Origin of the sequence: Paenibacillus sp. LHD-117 (assembly GCF_030929555.1) — a bacterium.
In the GTDB taxonomy this organism is placed as follows: domain Bacteria; phylum Bacillota; class Bacilli; order Paenibacillales; family Paenibacillaceae; genus Pristimantibacillus.
Genome location: NZ_JAVFVT010000007.1, coordinates 51,223 through 72,934 on the forward strand (window position 1 = coordinate 51,223; position 21,712 = coordinate 72,934).

Here is a 21,712-nt window from a genome sequence, read left to right on the forward strand (position 1 = left end):
ATTATTTTGCCCGTTTCGATAGACCCCACTTTCACAAAGCCATTGGAGGTATAGTCATATGGAGAACCAAGCTGCTAATGGGTTCGCGTCGGAACGTGGGATTCGTTCCTCGCCGGGCGGATCGAAGAGCGGGGCTCGCCCGCAGCTCGTGCTGGATATCGGGGGCGTCCTCGCAACGAACCTGACGCCGCTGTTCTGGGAACTGACGGCGGAAGCCGCAGGAGTCGACCGCGGGTCGCTTTATGGGATGTACAAACGGGAAATTAGCGAGAAGCTGTGGAGCGGCGTGGTGACCGAAGCGGAGTTTTGGGAGTGGCTGCTCAGGCAGGCGCCTGGAGTCGGCATCCGAGAAGGACAATCGTTTCTCGCCGAGAGCTTGCTGCCGCTTCCGGCGCTGAACAGACTGCCAGAATGGAGCGGTTACGCGGACATTCATATCTTGAGCAATCATCTTGTCGAATGGGTCGAGCCTGTTCTGAGGCCATTTAAACCTTTCTTAAAGCAGATCATCGTTTCGAGCGAAGCAGGCTGGCGTAAACCGCAACCGGAAATGTTCGCTTGCGCCGCCGCGCTGCTCCCTGCGGAAGCGGCCGTCTTGTTCGTGGACGATCAGCCGGGAAATCTGCGGCAAGCCGAGACGCTCGGCTGGAGCGTAATGCAGGCCGATGGTGAAGGACGCTGGACGGAAGCGGTTGACCGCTGGCTCGCCCTTGGCGGCGGTTAAACCGTCATTTCCGCTCAGACGCGATCCGGCTCCGTTCGGCGAGAAGCGTTTTAGAAGATCCAGTCGATTAGCAGAGGGACGGCGCAGCCTGCCAGCGCCGCGCCGAGCAGCCAAGCGTCCGCGCAGCCCGGCTTCAGGCGGAACCCGTAGACCGGGACTTGGCGCTGGACGCCGAATCCTCTCGCTTCCAGCGCGTCCGCCATCTCTTCGGCCAACCGGAGAATGGCGCGCATATAGGGGATGAGCATAAATTTAATTTGTTTGGCGGGAAAAGCTCCGTTCGGCGCCGTCTCTTTCCCTCTTGCGCGAGCCAACTTCGCAAATCTCCCCCACTCCCGCATAAGCAGCGGAATAAACCGGAAAATAAGCGTTACCAGCAGCGTAAAGGATTGTACCGGAACCGACAGCTTCGCCAGCCATCCGAAGGTCTGATCAAGCGCTCTCTGCAGCCGCAGCGGCGTCATCAGCCCCAAGATCGGCATACCAAGCACCATGACGAGCAGAAGCTGACCGAGTCGGATCGCAGGCGCCTCCATCTGATCCCACTCGACGGACAGAGGCTGCAGCGATAAGCCTCCGATCGCAACAAGAATAACGGCAATAAGGGTATAACCTCGAATGACCGGCATCCAGCTCCGGAACAGCGGCCAGAACGGCGCGACGGCAGCGGTAACGAAAGCGGAAGACAACGCCAGCTTCAGCATGCCGTTCTGTACCAGTATGCAGGTTGAAAGCAGCAAATAGGACAACACCACCGCGCGAGGGTCGAATGTTCGCGGCTGAAGCCATGCGTTGCGCGGCGACTCTGCGGTTTGCCGTTCCTCGCTCCGCTCCTCTGCGGATCGAACGATTCCGTCGTCAAAGGAAAGAAGCTTTTCGTGGCTTGTATGACGGCGCTCCTTCAATTGCCGAGCCAGCCTAAGGGCTAACTTGCGGGGTTCTTCCCTGCGACGTATTTCCTCCGGCTTCGCCTGGCGAACGTTGCCGTTGTCTACCGCCATAACGGCGTCCGCAAGCGGCAGCAGCGCGTCCAGATCATGCGTCACAACTATCGCTCCGCGTCCCGAAGCTCTATACGTTTCCAGCATCGCGCATAGAGCGGCCTTGCCGCCGGCGTCTAGACCGGCCGTCGGTTCGTCGAGCAGCAGCCACTCCGGTTCGCAAGCGAGCAGACACGCGAGTGCCAGCCGCCGCTGCTGACCGCCGCTTAGCGTCCACGGGTCCCGCTCCAGCACGGTCAATTGGAGCCCAGCCTGTTCAATCGCCGAGGCAATCCGCCGCTCCCGCTCCGATTCGCTTAGCTCATAAGGCCGGAGCGAATACTGCAGCTCCTCGCGAGCGCTGGATGCAAACCATTGCGCCTCCGATTGCTGCATCGCAATGCCAAACCGCAACAGAACGCCGCAGTTTAACCTTTTTGTCCGTTTCGGCAGCCAAAGCGAATCCTCGCCTAACCAAATGCCGCCGCTTTCCAACCTGCGCAGGCCGGCTATCGTCTCAAGCAGCGTCGATTTTCCCGCACCGTTCGCCCCGATGATTAACGTGATTTGCCCCGTTCGGAATTCGGCGTTTACGTTTCGCAGCAACAGCTTTGAGCGATCCTCCGCCGGAACGGACACGTTCTCTAACGTCCAGCTGGCGGTCATAATTGGTTCACCGCCTCGGCAAGCTGTTCCACGCGAAGCGGAATTTTCGGCAGCCGGATCCCTTGCGCCTCCAGCTCCCATCCGACTTGGACCGCGTACGGCGCTTCGAAGCCATACGATTCCGCCGGACTGTCAACCGCGCCTGGAACGCTTCGGCGGAAAAACCCGTACCCGTCGCCTTCATAAACCAGCTCTCCGCCTGACATGACCCAAACGGAATCATCGCCTTCCAGCTCGTTCATTTTTTGCGTGATCCATACGACGGTTGTGCCGGCTGCATGCAGCCGCCGGACCTCCCGCAACACGTAATCGGACATATCCGGATCCAGCATGGCTGTCACCTCGTCCAGAATAAGCAATTCCGGCGAGGCGGCGAGGCAGCCGGCTATCGCCGTCAATTGTTTCTGCCCGCCCGAGAGCGTTTCGATCGGCTGATGCATTCTTTCTCCCAGCCGTAACGAATGCAGCGCATCTTCAGCGACGGACGCGATTCGGCTTTCATTGGCGTTCCCCCATTGTTCCAGCATAAGCACGACGTCCTCCCAAGGCGAAGACCCGACCAATCCGGCATCCGGATTTTGAAGCACGATCGGCGTCGCTCCTCCGGCTGTACGCTCTGCCGATAGCCGTCTTTCAACGATACCGGACACACCGTCGAGAGGCATCCCGGCAATCGCTTTTGCCAGCGTGCTCTTCCCGCTGCCGTTGGCGCCAAGGAGCGAGACCCACTCTCCGCGATGGATCGACAATCGTACGGGATGAAGAACCGTCTCCCGGTCTCTCCCGTTAGCCGCTAACGCCGATACGGCCAAATTCGTTGTATGCACAAGCGTCTCCCGATTCAAAAAAATTCACCCCAACCTCTTCCCATGAAGAAACCGCTATGTTAGAATTCATATCGTTAACCACATTTCATGATAATAGGTTAACAATCACATTGCAACTACATAAAGGAGACGTATCCATGCAGAAATCCAACTCGATCCGATCTTTAGTTTTCATTGCCTTATTCGCAGCTCTCTTTATCGTCTTAAGCTTGCAACAGCTCAAGATTACGGTTACGCCCGTGCCGATCACGCTGCAGACGCTCGCCGTCATTCTTGCGGGGTTGTTCCTGAAGCCCAAACACGCGTTCGCCAGCATATTCGCCGTAATCGCACTAACCGCTACCGGGTTGCCGCTAATCGGAGGCAAAGGCGGGTTATCTCTTCTAACCGGCTATACCGGCGGTTTCATCTTCGCCTTCCCTTTCTGCGCGATGTTCATAAGCATGGCGGTAGGGCGGATCTTCGCAAACGAAAACCTGATGCGGAACAAGGCGTTGTCTGCGATCGTCTTGTTCATCGTATTTGAATTGTTGAGTTCGCTTCTGGCCTACATTCCGGGAATCCCATGGATGATGTATGTGCTGGAGATGCCGACGGACAAAGCGTTAGCCGCCGGGTTCTACCCGTTTATTCCGGGCGATGCCGCCAAGTCGGCGATCGGGGTCGCGATTGCGTTAGGCCTGGCGCCGCAAATACTTCGCATCCGCGGGAAGGCCCGTTCAACGTACGAGACGAATCAGGAAGCAATGATTATCCGATAAGCCAAATGCCCAAAACAAATGCCCATAGGACCTTCCTATGGGCATTGTTGCGTTCAGGCGAACTCGCTTCGATCTATTCCGTTAGTCGATGCAAGTTTCCGGATCCTCAGCCGGAGTAGCGTCTTCCATGTTGATGCGATCGGATACCGTATCGCGGATGACCGTCACGACAAGCTGAAGCAAGTAGTTGATATCGGATTGGCTCTGCTGGAATTGCGAGACGATCGGAATGCCGTCCAGCTCGTCTTGCAGCGTTTCCATTTCCGCCTCGATTTTTTTGACCATTTCGGGATTTTTGAACGTTTTTTCGAAGGCGACGACTTCTTTTTGTTTCTTCTTGATTTGGTTAATGAGCGCCTTCACGCGTTCGTTGTCGTTAATTTGCTGCTCCGCCTTACGGTATTGCTGCACCTCCGCGGAATTAAAAATCACTTCCGCGAGCTCCTTCGTCTTCGCCATGATATCATCTTTCACGATCAGGTCGCGTGTATGGAAGGACGGGATGTCCGTCGTGCCGCCAACGTGGCTGCATGCCACTCCGTGTTCGTGCGTATGTCCGTGTGCTGCGCTAGACTGCTCTGCCATTAATAATCTCTCCTCGGTTCCGTTAACTGACGGCTTCTTCCGAAGCCGCATCGATCGGCTCTGCTTTAATATACCAGGTTTGCGCATCGACGACGCGCGCTTGCACGAACGTGCCGATCCACGACTTAGGGCCTTCCAAATGGACGAGCTTGTTCGTTCTTGTCCGGCCGGACAGGACGTTCGGGTTGTTTTTGCTTTCGCCTTCGACGAGCACCTCGATCGTCTCGCCTCGAAGCGCTTCGTGTTTCTCGCGGCCGATCTCTGCGATCAATGCGTTCAAGCGCTGCAGCCGGCGTTTCTTGTCCTCCATCGGCACGTTGTCTTCCATCTCCGCCGCAGGCGTTCCTTCGCGCGGCGAATAGATGAACGTATAAGCCGATTCGAACCCGACCTGACGTACGAGCGACATCGTTTCTTCGAATTGCTCCTCCGTCTCGCCCGGGAATCCGACGATAATATCGGAGGTCAGAACGGCGTCCGGAATGGCCCGTTTGATTTTGGCGACGAGCTCGAGGAACCGCTCCCGCGTATATTTGCGGCTCATCCGTTTCAAGATGTCCGTGCTTCCGGACTGGACGGGCAAATGGATATGCTCGACCAGATTGCCCCGCTTCGCGAGCACCTCGACGAGATGATCGTCGAAGTCGCGAGGATGGCTTGTCATGAACCGGATGCGCGGAATGTCGATTTGCCTGATCTCGTCGAGCAAGTGCCCGAACCGGTAATCGATATCCTCGAAATCCTTGCCGTAGGCGTTGACGTTCTGCCCGAGAAGCGTAATCTCCTTGTAGCCCTGTCGGGCAAGGTCGCGAACCTCGGCGATGACGTCCTCCGGCCTGCGGCTTCGTTCCTTCCCGCGCGTGTAAGGCACGATGCAATACGTGCAGAACTTATCGCATCCGTACATGATATTGACCCATGCCCGAAGTCCTTCCCGCTTCTTCGGCATGTTCTCGATGATGTCGCCTTCCTTGGACCATACTTCGACGACGAGTTCCTTGCTGTAGTACGCGGACTGAAGCAGATGCGGCAGCCGGTGGATGTTGTGCGTGCCGAAGATCAGGTCGACGAACGAATGTTTCTGAAGCAGCCGGCCGACGACCGATTCCTCCTGCGCCATACATCCGCAGACGCCAAGGACCAGCCCCGGTTTTTCTTTCTTCAGAAGCTTCAAGTGGCCGAGCTCTCCGAACACCTTGTCCTCCGCGTTTTCGCGGATCGCGCATGTATTAAGCAGAATGACGTCGGCCAGCAATCGGTCGTCCGTGGGCGCGTATCCCATCGCTTCGAACATGCCCCGCATGACCTCGGTATCGTGTTCGTTCATCTGGCAGCCGTACGTTTGGATGATGTAATGTTTGCCGGCTCCAAGCGTACGCAGCTCCTCAGGAATGGAGAAGTCGTAGTGGACTTGAACGTCTTCCTTGCCTCGCTGCTTCTCGTCCTTGTGCGAAGGCGCGGCACTCAGCTGAATGTTGCGGCCTTTGACCCGTATGGTCGTCTTGCCGTCTTCTTCCCCTATGATCTTAACGTCGGAGAAATCAAAGTATTTGGAGTAATCTTTTGTCGTCACTATCTATCACACATCCCCATTCGCGAATGTCTCCGTAAACGATCAAATCAGATCGGGCTCAAACATCAATACATGATTATACCATAATCGCCCATCGTAATCTACGAACCCTGCCTATTCATGGACGAATAGCGGATCCACGAACGAATCGCCGAACTCTTCTTCCACTTGGCCGGATGTATACCCTTTGGCGTTCGCTAGATGCATGCACGTATAGGGCGACAAGATGGAAATGTACGAATGGGCAATAAATTCCGCGTTCTTCGAGCGGATGGCCGTCGCAGGCGCCCCTTCCTTCAGCAGCCTCGTAAATACGCCATGGAGAAATTGATAAGGCAGCGAGTGGAAAAACTCTTCTCCGTTCTTCATTCCTTCGTTCAACTGCTGGGACTGGATCACTTGCAGCCACTTCGATTTCAATTCCAGGAACCGGATGATGAACGATACGACTGACCTTATTTTGACCTTGGGGTTCTCGTGCTTGAAGTCGCTTAAATAACTTTCGATATCGGTACGGAAATGCTCGAAATGATCATGCATCATCTCCATGCACAAGTCCGCCTTGTTCGCGTATCTCCGGTACAAGGTGCCTTGTCCGATCCCCGCGCATTTGGCGATCTGGTGCATGCTGACCGCTTCTATTCCATGTTCGGTGAACAAACGCGATGCCGTATGCAGGATCGCCTGACTAAGCTCTTCCTTCGATCGGTTATTGTCCGTTGCAGCCATATCATTACTCCTTGCGCTTTCGCAAAAAATGCATTGACTTTTGCCGTGCCCATCATTATGATTCTAGAGTTCGGACAATTGTCCGCTGCATGCGGCTCACTATTTATTGTAGCCGTGTCAGCATGTCAGGTCAATGCTAGACAGAGACAAATACCCGGGGACGGGATAGGAGGAATCAAGATGTCAGCAACAAAAGCAAGCCCATCGCAGAACGAGCTGTCGATCCGCGGAATCATGCTGCCGCTGCTCGCCATTATCGTCGGGATGTTTATGGTCATCCTGGATGGCACGGCGATGAACGTCGCGCTTAACGAATTCATGGAGGACTTCGGAAGCAGCTTCTCGCTCGTGCAATGGACCGTTACCGGTTACGCCCTGGCTCAAGCGGCCGTCATCCCGCTCGCGGGCTGGTTATCGGACCGTTTCGGCGCCAAACGCATATTTCTGTTATCCATCGTTCTCTTCACGCTCGGCTCCGCTCTATGCGCCCTTGCCGGAACCGTAGAGCAACTGATTGCATACCGAATCATTCAAGGCTTGGGCGGCGGCATGGTCGCTCCGATCGCCATGGCCTTTACTTACCGGCTTAGCCCTCCGGGCAAACAAGGCGCCGTCATGGGCATGATCGGCATCCCGATGCTCCTCGCGCCTGCGCTGGGACCCGTCGTGGCCGGTTGGCTCGTCGATTACGTAACTTGGCACTGGATCTTCCTTATTAACTTGCCGATTGGCATTATCGCCGTTATCGTCGGCCTTCGCACGCTGCCGAACTTGGAGCGGCAGAACGTCCCGGCTCTCGATCTTTTAGGCATGATCTTCGCGCCCTTGGCATTCGCGGCTCTCGCTTACGGGATTAGCTCCGCGGGCGGCGAGCATGGCGGCGGCAACGGTTGGACCGCTCCCGAGACGCTTATCGGTCTGATCGTCGGCGGTGTTGCGCTGATTGCCTTCATTTTCGTGGAACTGCGCCGCGCTCAGCCGCTGCTGGAGCTGCGCGTCTTCCGTTCCAGCGACTTCACGCGCGGCATCGTCCTTCAGTGGATCGTGCAGATCGCTTTGTTCGGAACGCTGTTCCTGTTCCCGGTGTTCTTGATCCAAGCGAAAGGATATACCGCTTTTGAGACAGGTTTGATTTTGCTCCCGCAAGCATTGGCCGCGGCAGTCTTCATGCCAATCGGCGGCAAGCTGTTCGATAAGCTCGGCGCGCGTCCGGTCGTATTGTTCGGGCTCCTGCTCATCTCGATCGGGTCGTTCCTCTTGTCCGGCATCTCTGCATCCACGACGATCCCTGAGATCATGGTGCCGCTCGTCTTGCTCGGCGCCGGTATGGGCTTCTCCATGATGCCGCTGAATACGCATATTATCTTATCAGCGCCAAAACATTTAGTTGGGCGCGTCACTTCGCTGACGGCCGCCGCCCAGCAAGTAATGAGTTCTTTCGCGATCGCAGGTTTATCCACGTATTTGGCCGATCGGACCAAACATTACGCGGCTGCGAATCCGGGTCCGGAGATCCCATACTTGTCCTTTGGCGATGCATTCTTCCTGCTTGCTTGCATCGGGGTTTTCGGATTGCTCGTTGCCCTTCTGCTTCGCAAACCCGCAACGCAGGATAACACAGCCGCCGAAGGCGACGCTCCGGAAGTCACGATGATGATGGGGCATTAATCACGAAAGCATAAATGCGGACCTACACAAAGAGGCTGCGCGCCGGAATTCAAAAATTCCTGGCGCGCAGCCTCTTCTGCTTTGCGTTCATTTAATCGATAATTTCGGCCAAATCGCCGTTGTTGACGCCTGCCGCGTTCGCTTCGTCCGTGTCGATATGCATGTCGAGCGCGAAGTCAGGCGATACGCGGGCCACCACGTGCTCGAACACGACGCCTCTGTCGCCTCCGACGCGCACGCGGAGCTTGGCTTTGTCCGCGATACCGAACCGCTCCGCATCGCTCGTATGGAAATGAATGTGGCGCGCTGCCACAATAACGCCTTCGTCAATTGTCACTTCTCCTGCAGGGCCTTGTATCGTAATGCCCGCGGAGCCAGCGATGTTGCCTGATTCGCGTACCGGCGGCTTTACGCCAAGCGCGAACGCATCCGTACGGGATACCTCGAGCTGCGTCGCCTTGCGGGCAGGGCCGAGAATACGAACTTTCGGGAACGAACCTTTGGGCCCGATGACCGCTACCGTTTCGTTCGCCGCGTATTGTCCGGGCTGGGACAAAGGCTTCATCTCCGTCAGGGCATATCCCGCGCCAAATAATATTTCCACATGCTCCTGCGAGAGATGGATATGTCTTGCCGATACGCCTACAGGTACTTCTTTTTTCATGCTGCACACTCCGTTACTTTTGATGACTATTGAAAAAATAAAGCATACGGCCGTAAAGGCCGTATGCCCATCATACCACTTATTTAAATTCCGAGACAAGCTGGTTGAATTGCTCTTCCGTGATGTGAAGATCCTGCTTCGCCAGGCCTTCCGGCTTGAAGCCTGCAATCATGTCCTCGTACGACTTGCGGGACGTGTTCTGATAGATCAAACCCGTTAACATGCCGTTCGTCTCCATGATTTTGTTCATGGCCGCCACCCGGTTCGTCGGGTCGTATTCCGGAAACTGCTCCAGGCTGACGATGTTTTCCTTGAACCAATCGTACGTATTGATTTTATTGAAGGTGACGCAAGGGCTGAACACGTTGATAAGCGAGAATCCTTCATGTTTGATGCCCTGCTCGATCAAGCTGGTCAAACCTTTCAAATCGCTCGAGAACGACTGCGCCACGAACGTCGCGCCCGCGGACATCGCGATTTCAAGCGGCGATAACGTCGATTCGATGGAGCCTTCCGGCGTCGACTTCGTCTTGAAACCTTCCGCGCTTCGAGGCGACGTCTGGCCTTTGGTCAAACCGTAGATCTGGTTATCCATGACGATATAAGTAATGTTCAAGTTACGGCGGATCGCATGAACCGTATGTCCCATGCCGATCGCGAAACCGTCCCCGTCGCCGCCGGACGCGATAACAGTTAGATCGCGGTTAGCCAGCTTCACGCCTTGCGCGATTGGCAGCGCGCGTCCATGAATGCCATGCAAGCCGTACGCGTTGATATAACCGGAAATCCTGCCCGAGCAGCCGATACCCGAGATGACCGCCAGCTCCTCCGGCTCGAGGCCGACGTTAGCGGCAGCGCGCTGGATCGCAGCCTGGATGGAGAAGTCGCCGCAGCCGGGACACCAGTTCGGCTTGACGTTGTTACGAAACTCCTTAAATGTTGCCATCTTCGCTCATCTCCTTACAAGCTTGATAGACTTCGAGCGGCAGGAACGGATTACCGTCGTATTTCAACAAACTTTTGATTTTGTCGCCGAAGCCGGCGTTCATTTTAATTTGAGCCGCGAGCTGAGCCGTGGCGTTGTTCTCGATGACGACAACTTGTTTCGCAGCCTTCAGATAAGGCATTAGCGCTTCCGTCGGGAACGGATGGATCTGGCGAATCGTGATATGATTCGTCGTTATACCGTCTTCTTCCAGCCGCGCCCGAGCCGCGTCGATTGTTCCGCCCGTAGAGCCCATGCCGATCACGAGCAGGTCCGGGTTCGCGTTCGGCGCGTCCACGCGAATCGCGTCGCGAACATGAAGTCCATTCAGCTTGCCCAGTCGTTTATCCATCATGTTGCGGCGGTTCACCGCGTTCTCCGACGGACGGCCGACTTCGTCGTGCTCGACGCCCGTCACATGGTGGAGGCCGCCTTTGACGCCCGGCAGCACGCGAGGCGAAATGCCGTCTTCCGTCAGCTCGTACCGCTTGAACAGGTCATGCCCTTCGAGCGGCGGCGTTTCGATGACCAGCTTGCCGCGTTTGATCTCCACTTTGGAGAAGTCGAGCGGTTCGCAGGATTGTTTGCCCAGCGACAGCTGAAGATCGGTCATGACGATGACCGGCACTTGATAATGCTCGGATAGGTTGAACGCTTCGACCATGTCGTAGAAACAATCTTCGATCGATGCCGGTGCGATGACGATCTTCGGAATTTCCCCGTGCGTTCCGTATATCATCGCGTTCAAGTCGGATTGCTCTTGCTTCGTCGGCAACCCCGTAGACGGACCGCCGCGCTGCGTGTTCACGATGACTAGCGGCGTCTCGGTCATGCCGGACAAGCCGATCGCCTCCATCATCAGCGACAAGCCGGGGCCTGCCGATGCCGTCATCGTGCGGACGCCGGCGTAGTTCGCGCCGATCGCCATCGTAACCGCTGCGATTTCGTCCTCCGTCTGAACGACCGTGCCGCCGAACTTCGGCAGCTTCTTGATCAGGTACTCCATGATCTCGGACGCCGGCGTAATCGGATAAGCCGACATGAGCCGGCAGCCCGCCGCCACCGAACCGAGACCGATCGCTTCGTTGCCGATCATGAACAGCTTCTGTTTGCCGTCGGCTTCTTCGAGCTTGAACTCGTCGAGCGGACCGCCGGCTTGCTCCAGCACGAATTCCGCGCCGTTTTTGACCGCTTCGATGTTTTTCGCTACGATTGCCGCGCCTTTGCGGCCGAATTCTTCCTCTACCGCTTTATTGAACACCTCTAACGGCAGACCAAGAAGCGCCCAAGAAGCCCCGGACGCGACCATGTTTTTCATCAGCGAAGTGCCTAGCTCCTCCGCGATTTTCGTAATCGGAACGGCAAACAATTTGGCGTCCACGCCATCCGGAATGGTCGGATCGAACTTCGCATCCGCTACAACGACCCCGCCGGGACGAAGCTCATGCGCGTTCAGATCGATGCTCTCCTGGTCGAACGCGACCAGAATGTCAAGATCGTCGGAAATGGCACGAATCGGATTCGTGCTGATCCTGATTTTATTATTCGTATGACCGCCCTTGATTCGAGACGAGAAATGACGGTAACCATATAAGTAATATCCCAATCGATTGAGCGCCGTGGAGAAGATACGGTCGGTACTTTCTACCCCTTCCCCCTGCTGTCCCCCGATCTTCCAAGACAATTGACTAATCAAAATGTCCATCTCCTCTGCTTCGTAAAAAAGGCCCATGATTTTCGATAACTGGAGCCATTATATAATAGAAGGCATATCGTCACAACAATTTTATGTTGGAAAATGCCAAATTGCAATATGTAAACGTTTAATAAAAACATAACATGTTTCGATCAAAACGATACCGTTCCGAGATGGCACGATTCGTCATGTAACGGGAAGATTGTCCCTTAGGAACGCGAGTGCGTTGTCTTGCAGAAAACCAGCGACCTGCGTTGCCGAATACCGTTTCAGAAGTGCTTCCTTCAGATGGATGACTTCGCCTGGATGTGTCAGATCCGTCATATAGCGGTCGATGCCGTCAAAGTCCGATCCCAGCATAATATGTTTCTCGCCGCCTAAGGCGCACACATGATCGACATGCATCAGCAGATCGGAAATCGCCGCCTGCGGCCTTGTCGTCACGAACCAAGGCACGTAAGTCAACCCAATCCGTCCGTTGCCTTGAATTAATGCTTTCACCTGCCGATCGTCGAGGTTGCGCGGATGATCGCATTCCGCGCGCGCGTTGGAATGCGAGGCGATGATTGGCCTCGTCGACAACGCGGCAACATCCCAGAACGCCTTCTCCGACAAGTGGGACACATCGACGATGATTCCGAGCTCGTTGCAAGCCGACACGAACGCTTGTCCTTCCGATGTAAGGCCGGCACCGCGCGGCTCCATGACGCCGTCGGCCGCCCAATTCGCATGGTTCCATGTGAGACCCGCCGCTCTGACGCCAAGCCGGTACAACAATCGGAGCATGGATAATCGGCCCTGCAGCCCGCTCACGCCCTCCAATGAGAGAAGTGCGCCGGTCTGCCCGCTCATCAGGCACGCTTCCAAATCGGCAACGCTTGTCACGAGCATCATTCCTTCGCAGGTTAAGATTTGCTCGTAGAACAGATCGACACTCTCCAAGATTGGATCGATGGTTCCTGCCTTGTCTGGCGGAAGGTACACGGCGAACGTCTGCAGCAAAGTGCCCGATTCCCTTAGCCGTTCGTAAGTGACATCTAAATCCCCGGTTTTTCCGTTACGGAATCGGATCTTCTTGTCCAGCAACAGCTTGCAGAGCACATCGCAATGAAAATCGATCATGGCATGACTAACCTCCCATACATCTTTCGTAATCGCACCCAATCGAAGCGCAAAGCAAAAAACCTGTCTACGACGTAAACAGGCGAATTCGGCGACAACAATGGCGCGAGCCTCTGGTTATCGCGGCTCTACGATCAGCTTAATGGCCGTTCTGTCTTCCCCATCGATGACAATATCCGTGAATGCCGGTATGCAGATGAGATCCACCCCGCTCGGGGCAACAAATCCACGGGCAATCGCAACCGCTTTGATCGCTTGATTAAGCGCGCCGGCACCAATGGCTTGAAGCTCAGCGCCACCCCGTTCGCGTAGAACACCCGCCAAAGCGCCTGCGACGGAATTTGGATTGGACTTGGCTGATACCTTTAATACGTCCATGAATAGTACCTCCCCTAGAATGTTGGATGGATTCCACTTCTAAAATAGTATTCGAGAGACGGCGAAAGATTCCTGCTTTTCATGGACTAACTTCACAAACGATTCTGAATTGTCGGACTATTGACCACAAAAAAAGACTTCTCTACATGAGAAGCCAATCTTCTTCCGTCATTCGAATTTTTTCCAGCTTCGTTGCGTGGCCGTTTGTTTCGTCGATCGTGATGACAAGCCCGTGCAAATGCCACTTGCCTTCGTCCACGACGAATCTTGCCGGGAGTCCCGTCAGGAAGCGATGAAGAACGGCATCTCGTTCCATTCCGAGCACGCCTTCCTTGGAGCCTACCATTCCAACATCCGTTAAATACCCCGTGCCGCCTGGTAAAACGCAATCGTCATTTGTTTGCACATGCGTATGCGTGCCCAGGACGATCGATGCCCTTCCGTCCAAATACCAGCCCATCGCGATTTTCTCCGAAGTGGCCTCCGCATGGAAATCGACCAAAATGGCATTTGTATGCTTGCTCGCCTCTTCGATCAGCTCGTCTGCCTTGCGGAACGGACAATCATTCGGCGGGAGGAATGCGCGTCCCTGCAAATTGATGATGGCGAGCTTCTTGCTTCCGGACTGGATGATCGCCATGCCTTGACCCGGCGCTTCCGGAGAGAAGTTCGCGGGACGCACGATACGCGGCTCATCGTCGATCCACTCGAAGATGTCCTTGTTATCCCATGTATGGTTGCCCATTGTGATGCCGTTGACGCCGGAGTCAAAAAACTCCTTGGCGATCGCTTTCGTAATGCCTCTGCCCGCGGCGGCGTTCTCTCCGTTCACGACGATGAGATGGGGATTATGTTTTGTCCTAAGCGCAGGCAGCACTTGCTTGAGCGCGCTTCTCCCGACATTGCCGACGATATCCCCGATAAATAATACTTTCATAATCCATACCTTCCTTTATGTAGCCATTCAAGAGGTTGTTCAAAAAGCCCAATTTTGATCACGAAGCATCTTATTGAGCCTATTCGACATCGAATCTTGAATTCAGCCGGAACTTCCGGTGCTCACGTAGCTTCCACTACGCTCCGCTCCTCAGTTCCTAGCTTCATCCAACCTTCTCGGTGCTGAAAACTGGTCTTTTTGAACTCGTATTTCATGCAGAAAAGTGGCTGACAAGCAGCCACTTTTCCCCATTTTGCTTATTTGGCGTATTCCACTGCTCGTGTTTCACGAATGACCGTAACTTTAATATGTCCCGGATAATCGAGTTCGCTCTCGATCTTCTTCGTAATGTCGCGAGCAAGACGGAACGCTTCCGTATCATCGATCTTCTCTGGCTGAACCATAACGCGAACCTCGCGTCCGGCTTGGATCGCGTACGACTTCTCAACGCCGTCGAACGATTCCGTAATCGCCTCGAGTTTCTCCAGACGCTTGATATACGTCTCGAGCGTCTCGCGGCGAGCGCCAGGACGGGCGGCAGACAAGGCATCCGCGGCACCGACCAACATCGCGATAACGGAAGTCGCTTCCGTATCCCCGTGATGGGATGCGATACTGTTGATGACAACCGGGTGCTCCTTGTACTTTTTCGCAAGCTCTACACCGATCTCGACATGTGAGCCTTCCACCTCGTGGTCAAGCGCCTTGCCGATATCATGCAACAGGCCTGCTCGCTTCGCCAGCGTAATATCTTCGCCGAGCTCCGCGGCCATGAGACCTGTCAGATAGGCAACCTCCATCGAATGCTTCAGCACGTTCTGACCATAGCTTGTCCGGTACTTGAGCCTTCCAAGAATTTTGATCAGATCCGGATGCAATCCGTGCACGCCAACCTCGAACGTAGCTTGTTCGCCGTATTCGCGAACGCGCTCGTCGATTTCCTTGCGGGATTTCTCGACCATTTCTTCGATGCGGGCCGGATGGATACGGCCGTCCGCAACCAACTTCTCAAGAGAAGTACGGGCAATTTCGCGTCTGATTGGATCAAAGCCCGACAAAATGACCGCTTCCGGCGTATCGTCGATTATGAGATCGATACCGGTCAATGTTTCCAAAGCACGGATATTGCGGCCTTCACGTCCGATAATGCGGCCTTTCATCTCTTCATTCGGCAAGGTTACAACGGATACCGTCGTCTCTGCCACATGATCGGCTGCGCAACGTTGAATTGCCAGCGAAATAATGTCACGCGCTTTCTTGTCGGCCTCTTCCTTCGCTTGCTGCTCGATCTCTTTGATCATTTGAGCCGTTTCGTGACGTACTTCCTGCTCGACATTCGTCAGGATTATCGACTTGGCGTCTTCCATCGTCAAGCTGGATATACGTTCTAGCTCGCTAAGCTGCTGCTTGTAAATGGAGTCGATCTGCTCTTGCGTTTCTTCGATTCTTTTCTCCTTGTTGGCTACGGTCTCTTCTTTGCGTTCTAGCGCTTCTAACTTCTTATCCAGCGACTCTTCCTTCTGGAGCAGCCGTCTTTCCAGACGTTGCACCTCATTGCGCCGCTCGCGGATGTCTCTTTCAGCTTCTGCACGTAGTCTGTGGACTTCGTCTTTCGCCTCCAACACCGTTTCTTTCTTTTGCGCCTCCGCGTCCTTCTTCGCATTCTCTATGATTTGGGCAGCGGCCTGCTCAGCGCTCGAAATTTTGGCTTCGGCGATCGACTTGCGATAAAAATAACCAATCCCAAAGAAAATTGCGCCAACAAGGATAGAAACCAAGATCCAGATGATGACATCTCCCATCTTGTTCACCTCCTTGCTGCATACACCAAGGCACTGCTTGGGATGTTATTAGGTTTTAACCGGTTTCCATACCGTTTCATCATGTACCATTTTGACGAAAATAAGCGATTTGAATCAACTTTTGGAAGAAAAATCGATTCAAATGTGAAGGAATACACACTCATTTTATCTGTTCGCAATTTCAGTTGTCAAGCAAAACGCCATCATCTTCCTCTTCCCATCCGTCGCCGGATGATAAGTCGACCGACCTCATCGCTTCTCTGACGATATCGCCGGGGAATCCTCGCCGCAATAAAAAACCCATCAGCTTCGAGCGGCGTTTTGCCGGTTCGCCGGTTAACGACTTCGCTTTCTTCTGCGCGAGCGCCGTCGCGAAAGCAAGCTCGCTGTCTCGGTCAAGTGCCGAAAGCGCCTCCGACGCCGCCTGCTTGGAAACGCCTCGCTGCTGCAGCTCCTGCCGGATCATAAGTCTCCCTTTGTGGCCGGTCCGAAGTCTGCCTTCCGCGAATTGTCGCGCATACTGTTCATCATCTACAAGCTTCTCCGATTCTAAACGTTCGATCGCGTAATCGATATGCGAATCTTCAAGCTCCTTCCTTGTCAAATATTGATGAATTTGTTTGCTTGTCCTCGGCTTCGCGCCCAAATACGCAACGGCGAGCACATAGGCACGGTAACGATGATCTTCATCTTGAATGTGCCGAGCCATGTCGCGAGTCACTTCGCCGTCTTTCATCAGTCTGTACCGAATCAGTATATCCTCGTGTACGGACAAGAAGGGCTCTTCGCTGCCAGCGTGCAAGTGGTAACGCCTTTTCTCTTTCTTATCCCGCCGCACGGCGTCTATCCGGTATACTTCAACATCTCCGACGTCCATGATTCACCATCCTGCTTTTTCTCGCCCTTAAAGGCCATAAAACAACATTCGCCGCTCCCACGAGAGAGCGGCGAAGCTATTAGTCGTCTATGCGTCCAGATCGTCGAACTCGTCCTCGTCTTCATCGTCCCCAGAGAAGTTAGCCGGAGAAGCCGTTGCCGACAAGTTGCTTGCCGCGCGAATCTGCTTCTCGATCTCATTCGCGAGCTCGGTTTTTTCCTTCAGGAATTGTTTTGCGTTCTCGCGTCCTTGGCCAAGACGTTCGCCGCTGTAGGAGAACCAGGCGCCGCTCTTCTGAACGATGTCCATCTCGACGCCGATGTCGATAAGGCTGCCTTCCTTGGAGATGCCTTCGCCGTACATGATGTCGATTTCCGCTTGTTTGAACGGAGGGGCTACTTTGTTCTTCACTACCTTGATGCGCGTACGGTTACCGACCATGTCGTTGCCTTGCTTCAGCGTCTCGATGCGGCGCACGTCCAGCCTAACGCTGGAATAGAACTTGAGCGCGCGTCCGCCCGGCGTTGTCTCCGGGTTGCCGAACATAACGCCGACCTTCTCGCGAAGTTGGTTAATGAAGATGGCGATCGTCTTCGACTTCGAGATGGCCCCGGACAGCTTGCGAAGAGCCTGCGACATCAAACGAGCCTGCAAACCAACGTGGGAGTCGCCCATGTCTCCTTCGATCTCGGCCTTCGGCACGAGCGCGGCAACGGAGTCCACGACGATGATGTCGACGGCGCCGCTTCGTACGAGCGCTTCCGCGATTTCGAGAGCCTGCTCGCCTGTATCCGGCTGCGAGAGCAGCAACTCGTCGATGTTAACGCCAAGCTTGCTTGCATAAAGCGGATCCAACGCGTGCTCCGCGTCGATGAACGCGGCTTGTCCGCCGATGCGCTGCACTTCGGCGATCGCATGAAGCGCTACCGTCGTCTTACCGGACGATTCAGGTCCGTATACTTCGATGACCCGGCCGCGCGGCAAACCGCCGATTCCGAGCGCGATATCTAAAGCAAGCGAGCCGCTAGGCACGGTCTCTACTTGCATATGAGTCGATTCCCCTAATTTCATAATGGAGCCTTTGCCAAATTGCTTCTCGATCTGACGAAGAGCGTTATCCAAAGCTGCGCGACGATCCGCCAACTCACTCACATCCTTCATGATTAATAATTGTATAATACCTTATTTCGGACGGGTTGCCAATAGTTTTTTCGAACACACATTCGTAATTTTACGTTAGAGCCGTCCTCTTCCCTGATGATGAAAGCTCGAATTCCCCTCCTCTTCCCTCTGCTGCGCCGTTCTTGTCGGAAAAATAAAAAACCGCAGCAAAGTAATCTTCGCCACGGTTCTTCCGGTAACTAGTCCTCATTATAGCGCACGATTCGACAGATGGCAATCGAATTTGAAGATTTTTGCACCAGCGAACCGGCTTAGTTCTTAAGCGCCTGCCATAACCGGTACAAGGCCGACTTCACCGCGCGGAGCCGGATCATTTCGCGGCCGCCCTTGAAGTGGGACGTATACACGGTCGTCTCCTTCCCCTTCTCTGCAATCGCAAAATAAACCAGACCTACTGGCTTGCCCTCGGATTCCGCGGGACCCGCAACGCCGGTGAGCGACACGCCGAAATCCGCTCCCGACAGGTTCATCACGTTCTCCGCCATCAGCCTGGCGGTCGATTCGCTGATCGCGCCGGGCGCTCCTTCGCCCTCGAGCTGGGCCATCGGGATGCCGAGCAGCTTATGCTTCATCAGGTTCGTGTACGTCACGACGCCTCCGACGAATTCCCCGCTGCTGCCCGGCACGCTCGTCACCAGCTCCGCGAGCAGGCCTCCGCTTAAGCTCTCGGCGCTTGCAAGCCGTTTATTAGCCGTCCTAAGCATACGGACGATTACTTCTTCGATGGGGATATCTTCGTCCGCGTAGAGATGCTCTCCGACGCGCTGAGCGATGGCGGCAACCGAAGCGTTTATTTTGCCGTCCGCTTCCGCTTGTGAACGCGCTTTGGTCGACACCCGCAGCGCCACTTCGCCTTCCTTCGCGTACGGGGCGATCGTCGGATCGATCTGGCTATCGATCAAGTCGATCAACGCCGCTTCAAGATTGGATTCCCCTATGCCAACGAATTTGAGCAGTCTGGAATATAGCGGACGCTCCTCGCCTAGCTTATTCCGAAGCCAAGCCTTACCCGGCCCGTCCAGCATCGGTTTCATTTCTTTGGGCGGACCCGGCAGCAGCAAATAGAGCGTGCCGTCAGCCTCCACGCCGTTGCCGACGGCGAGACCCGTCGCGTTCTCGAGCGGATCGCTGCCTTCGATCAAATGCGCTTGGCGCTTGTTGCTTTCCACCATATGCATCCCGCGCGAGGAGAAAAGCTCCTCGATCGCCTTCATCGCCGGTTCGTGGATAACGAGCTGACGATTCAAATAATCGGCGAGCACATCCTTCGTCAGGTCATCCTGCGTCGGTCCGAGCCCTCCCGAGAATACGAGTAAATCTGCTCGGCCTCGTCCGATCTCGATCGCCTCCCGCAAGCGAGCTGCGTTGTCCCCCACTACCGTTTGAAAATAGACGTCGATGCCCAGCTCCGCAAGCTTCTGCGAAATCGCCTGCGCGTTCGTATTGACGATTTGGCCTAGCAACAATTCCGTGCCGACTGCAATGATTTCCGCTTTCATCCTGTATGCTCCCTTCGGCTGTTCATGGTTCGGTTTGCCAATACCTCTTGCTTGGCGGACCGGCGACAGGCTTTCGGATACGCGATTGGAAGACAAGAGCACTTCCCTCTTACGGGAAGTGCTCTCGTTCTTACTCGACCGGTATTAAATGTTTGTTCTTCACGAAATAATCGATGCCGGAATATACCGTTATCGCTGCGGCAATCCAGCTCGCGATGACGTCGAACGGGAAGTGAATGAGCGCGAACGGAAAATTATTGATCAAGAGCGCGATAATCATCGTAATTTGTATCGCGGTTTTCCACTTGCCCCATGTGCTTGCCGCCATGACGGAACCTTCGAGAAGCGCGATCTGACGAAGCCCCGTCACCGCGAATTCGCGGCTTATGATAATAATGGCGATCAGCGCGTTAAGCTTGTCCATCTCGACCAGGGAGATGAGCACGGCCGCAACCAGCAACTTATCAGCAAGCGGGTCGAGCAGCTTGCCCAGATTCGTCACGATTTTGTTTTTGCGGGCGATGTAGCCGTCGAGCCCGTCCGTGCTCGCTGCCACGATAAAGATCAGCGCGGCCACGATTTGATTGTACGAAATTGTAAAATCGGAGACGCTGACCGAACCCAAATTCACTTTTATTAGTAGGAAAAACATAATGACCGGCACTAGGAAAATGCGTGCCAGCGTAATCTTGTTGGCTAAATTCACTAAATTCCCTCCCCAGAGAGGTCAAACTCATAGGCATGCGTTACGCGAACCTTCTGGATGGAACCAATCTCCGCGCTGCAATTCGAGATGAACACCTCACCGTCGATCTCGGGGGCGTCATACATGGAACGACCGACATAAATATCGCTTCTACCGTCATAACGTTCGACCAATACATCAATTTCCTTGCCGATATATTTGCTGCTATTGTCGCGCGACACGATCCTCTGGATCTCCATCAACGTGTTTACGCGCCATTCCTTGACCTCGTCCGGCACATGGTTAGGCAGCCGGACAGCAGGCGTATCCTCTTCGCTTGAATACGCGAATACGCCTAGACGATCGAATTTCATTTCTTTCACGAACTCGCATAGCCGCTCGAAGTCTTCCTCCGTCTCTCCGGGGAAGCCCACAATCAAGCTCGTGCGAAGAGCCACATCCGGGATGGCGGCGCGAATCTTCGCCACGAGCTCGCGGGTGTCGCGCTGGCGGCCCGGTCTGCGCATCCGCTTCAGAATCGTGTCTTCGCTGTGCTGGAGCGGCATATCGATATATTTGCATATCTTCGTGTTGCCGGCTATCGCAGCGATCAGCTCGTCGGAGAAAAAACCCGGATACGCGTAATGAAGCCGTACCCACGCGATGCCGGGCACCTCGCTGACTCGGTTCAGCAGCTCGGGCAGCATAAACCGGTCATATAGATCGGTGCCGTAATTGGTGGAATCCTGCGCGATCAAGCTAATCTCCTTCACGCCTTGCGCGGCCAGACCGCGCACCTCAGCCAGAATCGACTCTACCGAACGGGATCGGAACGCCCCCCGCATCATCGGGATGCTGCAGAACGTACACGCATTGTCGCAGCCCTCCGCGATTTTTACGTAAGCCGTATAGCGGGGAGTGGTGACCAAACGAGGCATGGGCTGCTCATAGTTGAAAATTGGATTGCCGACCTTCATCGGCTTCTTCCCGCGCAGCGCTTCGTCCACGATGTCGTTAATATGATGAAAGTCGCCGGTGCCGACGATTCCGTCGATTTCCGGCATTTCCTCCATCAGCTGCTGCTTATATCGCTGTGTCAGGCAACCGGATACGATTAACGCTTTCAAACGTCCCGTTTCCTTGTAATCCGCCATCTCCAGTATCGTATTTACCGACTCTTCCTTCGCCGCGTCGATGAATCCGCAAGTGTTCACGATGATGACCGTCGCTTCATCCGCCTGATCGACCAAGCGGTAGCCTCGTTCGTGAATGAGACCCGACATAATCTCGGAATCGACCAAGTTTTTTTCGCAGCCCAACGTTACAACCTTCACTCGTTCAGTCATGGGTAAGCGTTCAAATCCCTTCTATC

General features: G+C 54.8%; 20 protein-coding genes. 3 read left to right on the forward strand and 17 right to left on the reverse strand.

The features are described 5' to 3' along the window. Window positions 1–58 precede the first annotated feature (58 nt). Window positions 59–724 carry an HAD family hydrolase gene (locus tag RB620_RS06905; RefSeq protein WP_308092989.1) on the forward strand — a complete coding sequence of 222 codons (666 nt, stop codon included), beginning with the start codon at window positions 59–61 and terminating at the stop codon, window positions 722–724. A 50-nt stretch (window positions 725–774) separates the two neighbouring features. On the opposite strand, the gene RB620_RS06910 is transcribed toward RB620_RS06905, so the two are convergent. Both RB620_RS06910 and RB620_RS06915 read right to left on the reverse strand, forming a co-directional pair. Then, window positions 775–2,370, reverse strand: coding sequence for an ATP-binding cassette domain-containing protein (locus RB620_RS06910; RefSeq protein WP_308092990.1), 1,596 nt, complete (start codon window positions 2,368–2,370; stop codon window positions 775–777). After that, window positions 2,367–3,197 (reverse strand): ABC transporter ATP-binding protein, encoded by an 831-nt coding sequence (locus tag RB620_RS06915; RefSeq protein ID WP_308092991.1) that lies wholly within the window; start codon window positions 3,195–3,197, stop codon window positions 2,367–2,369. The genes RB620_RS06910 and RB620_RS06915 overlap by 4 nt, the downstream gene beginning before the upstream one ends. Before the next feature lie 137 nt (window positions 3,198–3,334). Here RB620_RS06915 and RB620_RS06920 point away from each other — a divergent pair, with 137 nt between their 5' ends. After that, the gene (locus tag RB620_RS06920) at window positions 3,335–3,958 is read left to right on the forward strand and encodes a biotin transporter BioY (protein ID WP_308092992.1); all 624 of its coding nucleotides are present in this window, start codon (window positions 3,335–3,337) and stop codon (window positions 3,956–3,958) included. Between the two features lie 81 nt (window positions 3,959–4,039). On the opposite strand, the gene RB620_RS06925 is transcribed toward RB620_RS06920, so the two are convergent. From RB620_RS06925 to RB620_RS06935, 3 genes are all read right to left on the reverse strand, one after another. Further along, window positions 4,040–4,543 (reverse strand): YlbF/YmcA family competence regulator, encoded by a 504-nt coding sequence (locus tag RB620_RS06925; protein ID WP_308092994.1) that lies wholly within the window; start codon window positions 4,541–4,543, stop codon window positions 4,040–4,042. Window positions 4,544–4,565: 22 nt separating this feature from the next. Further along, window positions 4,566–6,116, reverse strand: a complete 1,551-nt coding sequence (miaB, locus tag RB620_RS06930; RefSeq protein WP_308092995.1) for a tRNA (N6-isopentenyl adenosine(37)-C2)-methylthiotransferase MiaB — start codon at window positions 6,114–6,116, stop codon at window positions 4,566–4,568. A 114-nt stretch (window positions 6,117–6,230) separates the two neighbouring features. After that, complete coding sequence (locus tag RB620_RS06935; protein ID WP_308092997.1) at window positions 6,231–6,845, reverse strand: TetR/AcrR family transcriptional regulator; 615 nt, start codon at window positions 6,843–6,845, stop codon at window positions 6,231–6,233. 180 nt (window positions 6,846–7,025) lie between these two features. Here RB620_RS06935 and RB620_RS06940 point away from each other — a divergent pair, with 180 nt between their 5' ends. Then, on the forward strand, window positions 7,026–8,513 hold the full coding sequence (locus RB620_RS06940; protein ID WP_308092999.1) for an MDR family MFS transporter: 1,488 nt from the start codon (window positions 7,026–7,028) through the stop codon (window positions 8,511–8,513). Window positions 8,514–8,604: 91 nt separating this feature from the next. Here RB620_RS06940 and pduL read toward each other — a convergent pair whose 3' ends face one another. The 12 genes from pduL to rimO form a co-directional block, all read right to left on the reverse strand. Continuing rightward, on the reverse strand, window positions 8,605–9,177 hold the full coding sequence (gene pduL, locus RB620_RS06945) for a phosphate propanoyltransferase (RefSeq protein WP_308093000.1): 573 nt from the start codon (window positions 9,175–9,177) through the stop codon (window positions 8,605–8,607). Window positions 9,178–9,256: 79 nt separating this feature from the next. Then, window positions 9,257–10,123, reverse strand: coding sequence for a 2-oxoacid:ferredoxin oxidoreductase subunit beta (locus RB620_RS06950; RefSeq protein WP_308093002.1), 867 nt, complete (start codon window positions 10,121–10,123; stop codon window positions 9,257–9,259). Beyond that, window positions 10,110–11,858 carry a 2-oxoacid:acceptor oxidoreductase subunit alpha gene (locus RB620_RS06955; protein WP_308093003.1) on the reverse strand — a complete coding sequence of 583 codons (1,749 nt, stop codon included), beginning with the start codon at window positions 11,856–11,858 and terminating at the stop codon, window positions 10,110–10,112. Before RB620_RS06955 ends, RB620_RS06950 begins: the two co-directional genes overlap by 14 nt. A gap of 186 nt (window positions 11,859–12,044) precedes the next feature. Next, the gene (locus RB620_RS06960; protein WP_308093005.1) at window positions 12,045–12,980 is read right to left on the reverse strand and encodes a dipeptidase; all 936 of its coding nucleotides are present in this window, start codon (window positions 12,978–12,980) and stop codon (window positions 12,045–12,047) included. Window positions 12,981–13,097: 117 nt separating this feature from the next. Further along, entirely contained in the window at window positions 13,098–13,358 is a 261-nt protein-coding gene (locus tag RB620_RS06965) for a stage V sporulation protein S (protein WP_006036664.1), read from the reverse strand. Between the two features lie 142 nt (window positions 13,359–13,500). Continuing rightward, window positions 13,501–14,295, reverse strand: a complete 795-nt coding sequence (locus tag RB620_RS06970) for a TIGR00282 family metallophosphoesterase (RefSeq protein ID WP_308093013.1) — start codon at window positions 14,293–14,295, stop codon at window positions 13,501–13,503. 257 nt (window positions 14,296–14,552) lie between these two features. Then, complete coding sequence (gene rny, locus RB620_RS06975; protein ID WP_308093014.1) at window positions 14,553–16,097, reverse strand: ribonuclease Y; 1,545 nt, start codon at window positions 16,095–16,097, stop codon at window positions 14,553–14,555. A gap of 181 nt (window positions 16,098–16,278) precedes the next feature. After that, window positions 16,279–16,974, reverse strand: coding sequence for a RecX family transcriptional regulator (locus tag RB620_RS06980; RefSeq protein ID WP_308093016.1), 696 nt, complete (start codon window positions 16,972–16,974; stop codon window positions 16,279–16,281). Window positions 16,975–17,061: 87 nt separating this feature from the next. Beyond that, window positions 17,062–18,117: a recombinase RecA gene (gene recA / locus RB620_RS06985; protein WP_308093018.1), complete on the reverse strand. Its 1,056-nt coding sequence runs from the start codon at window positions 18,115–18,117 to the stop codon at window positions 17,062–17,064. 290 nt (window positions 18,118–18,407) lie between these two features. After that, the gene (locus RB620_RS06990; RefSeq protein ID WP_308093231.1) at window positions 18,408–19,655 is read right to left on the reverse strand and encodes a competence/damage-inducible protein A; all 1,248 of its coding nucleotides are present in this window, start codon (window positions 19,653–19,655) and stop codon (window positions 18,408–18,410) included. 130 nt (window positions 19,656–19,785) lie between these two features. Next, window positions 19,786–20,361 (reverse strand): CDP-diacylglycerol--glycerol-3-phosphate 3-phosphatidyltransferase, encoded by a 576-nt coding sequence (gene pgsA, locus RB620_RS06995; RefSeq protein ID WP_308093019.1) that lies wholly within the window; start codon window positions 20,359–20,361, stop codon window positions 19,786–19,788. Next, on the reverse strand, window positions 20,361–21,686 hold the full coding sequence (gene rimO / locus RB620_RS07000) for a 30S ribosomal protein S12 methylthiotransferase RimO (protein ID WP_308093021.1): 1,326 nt from the start codon (window positions 21,684–21,686) through the stop codon (window positions 20,361–20,363). Before rimO ends, pgsA begins: the two co-directional genes overlap by 1 nt. Window positions 21,687–21,712 lie beyond the last annotated feature (26 nt).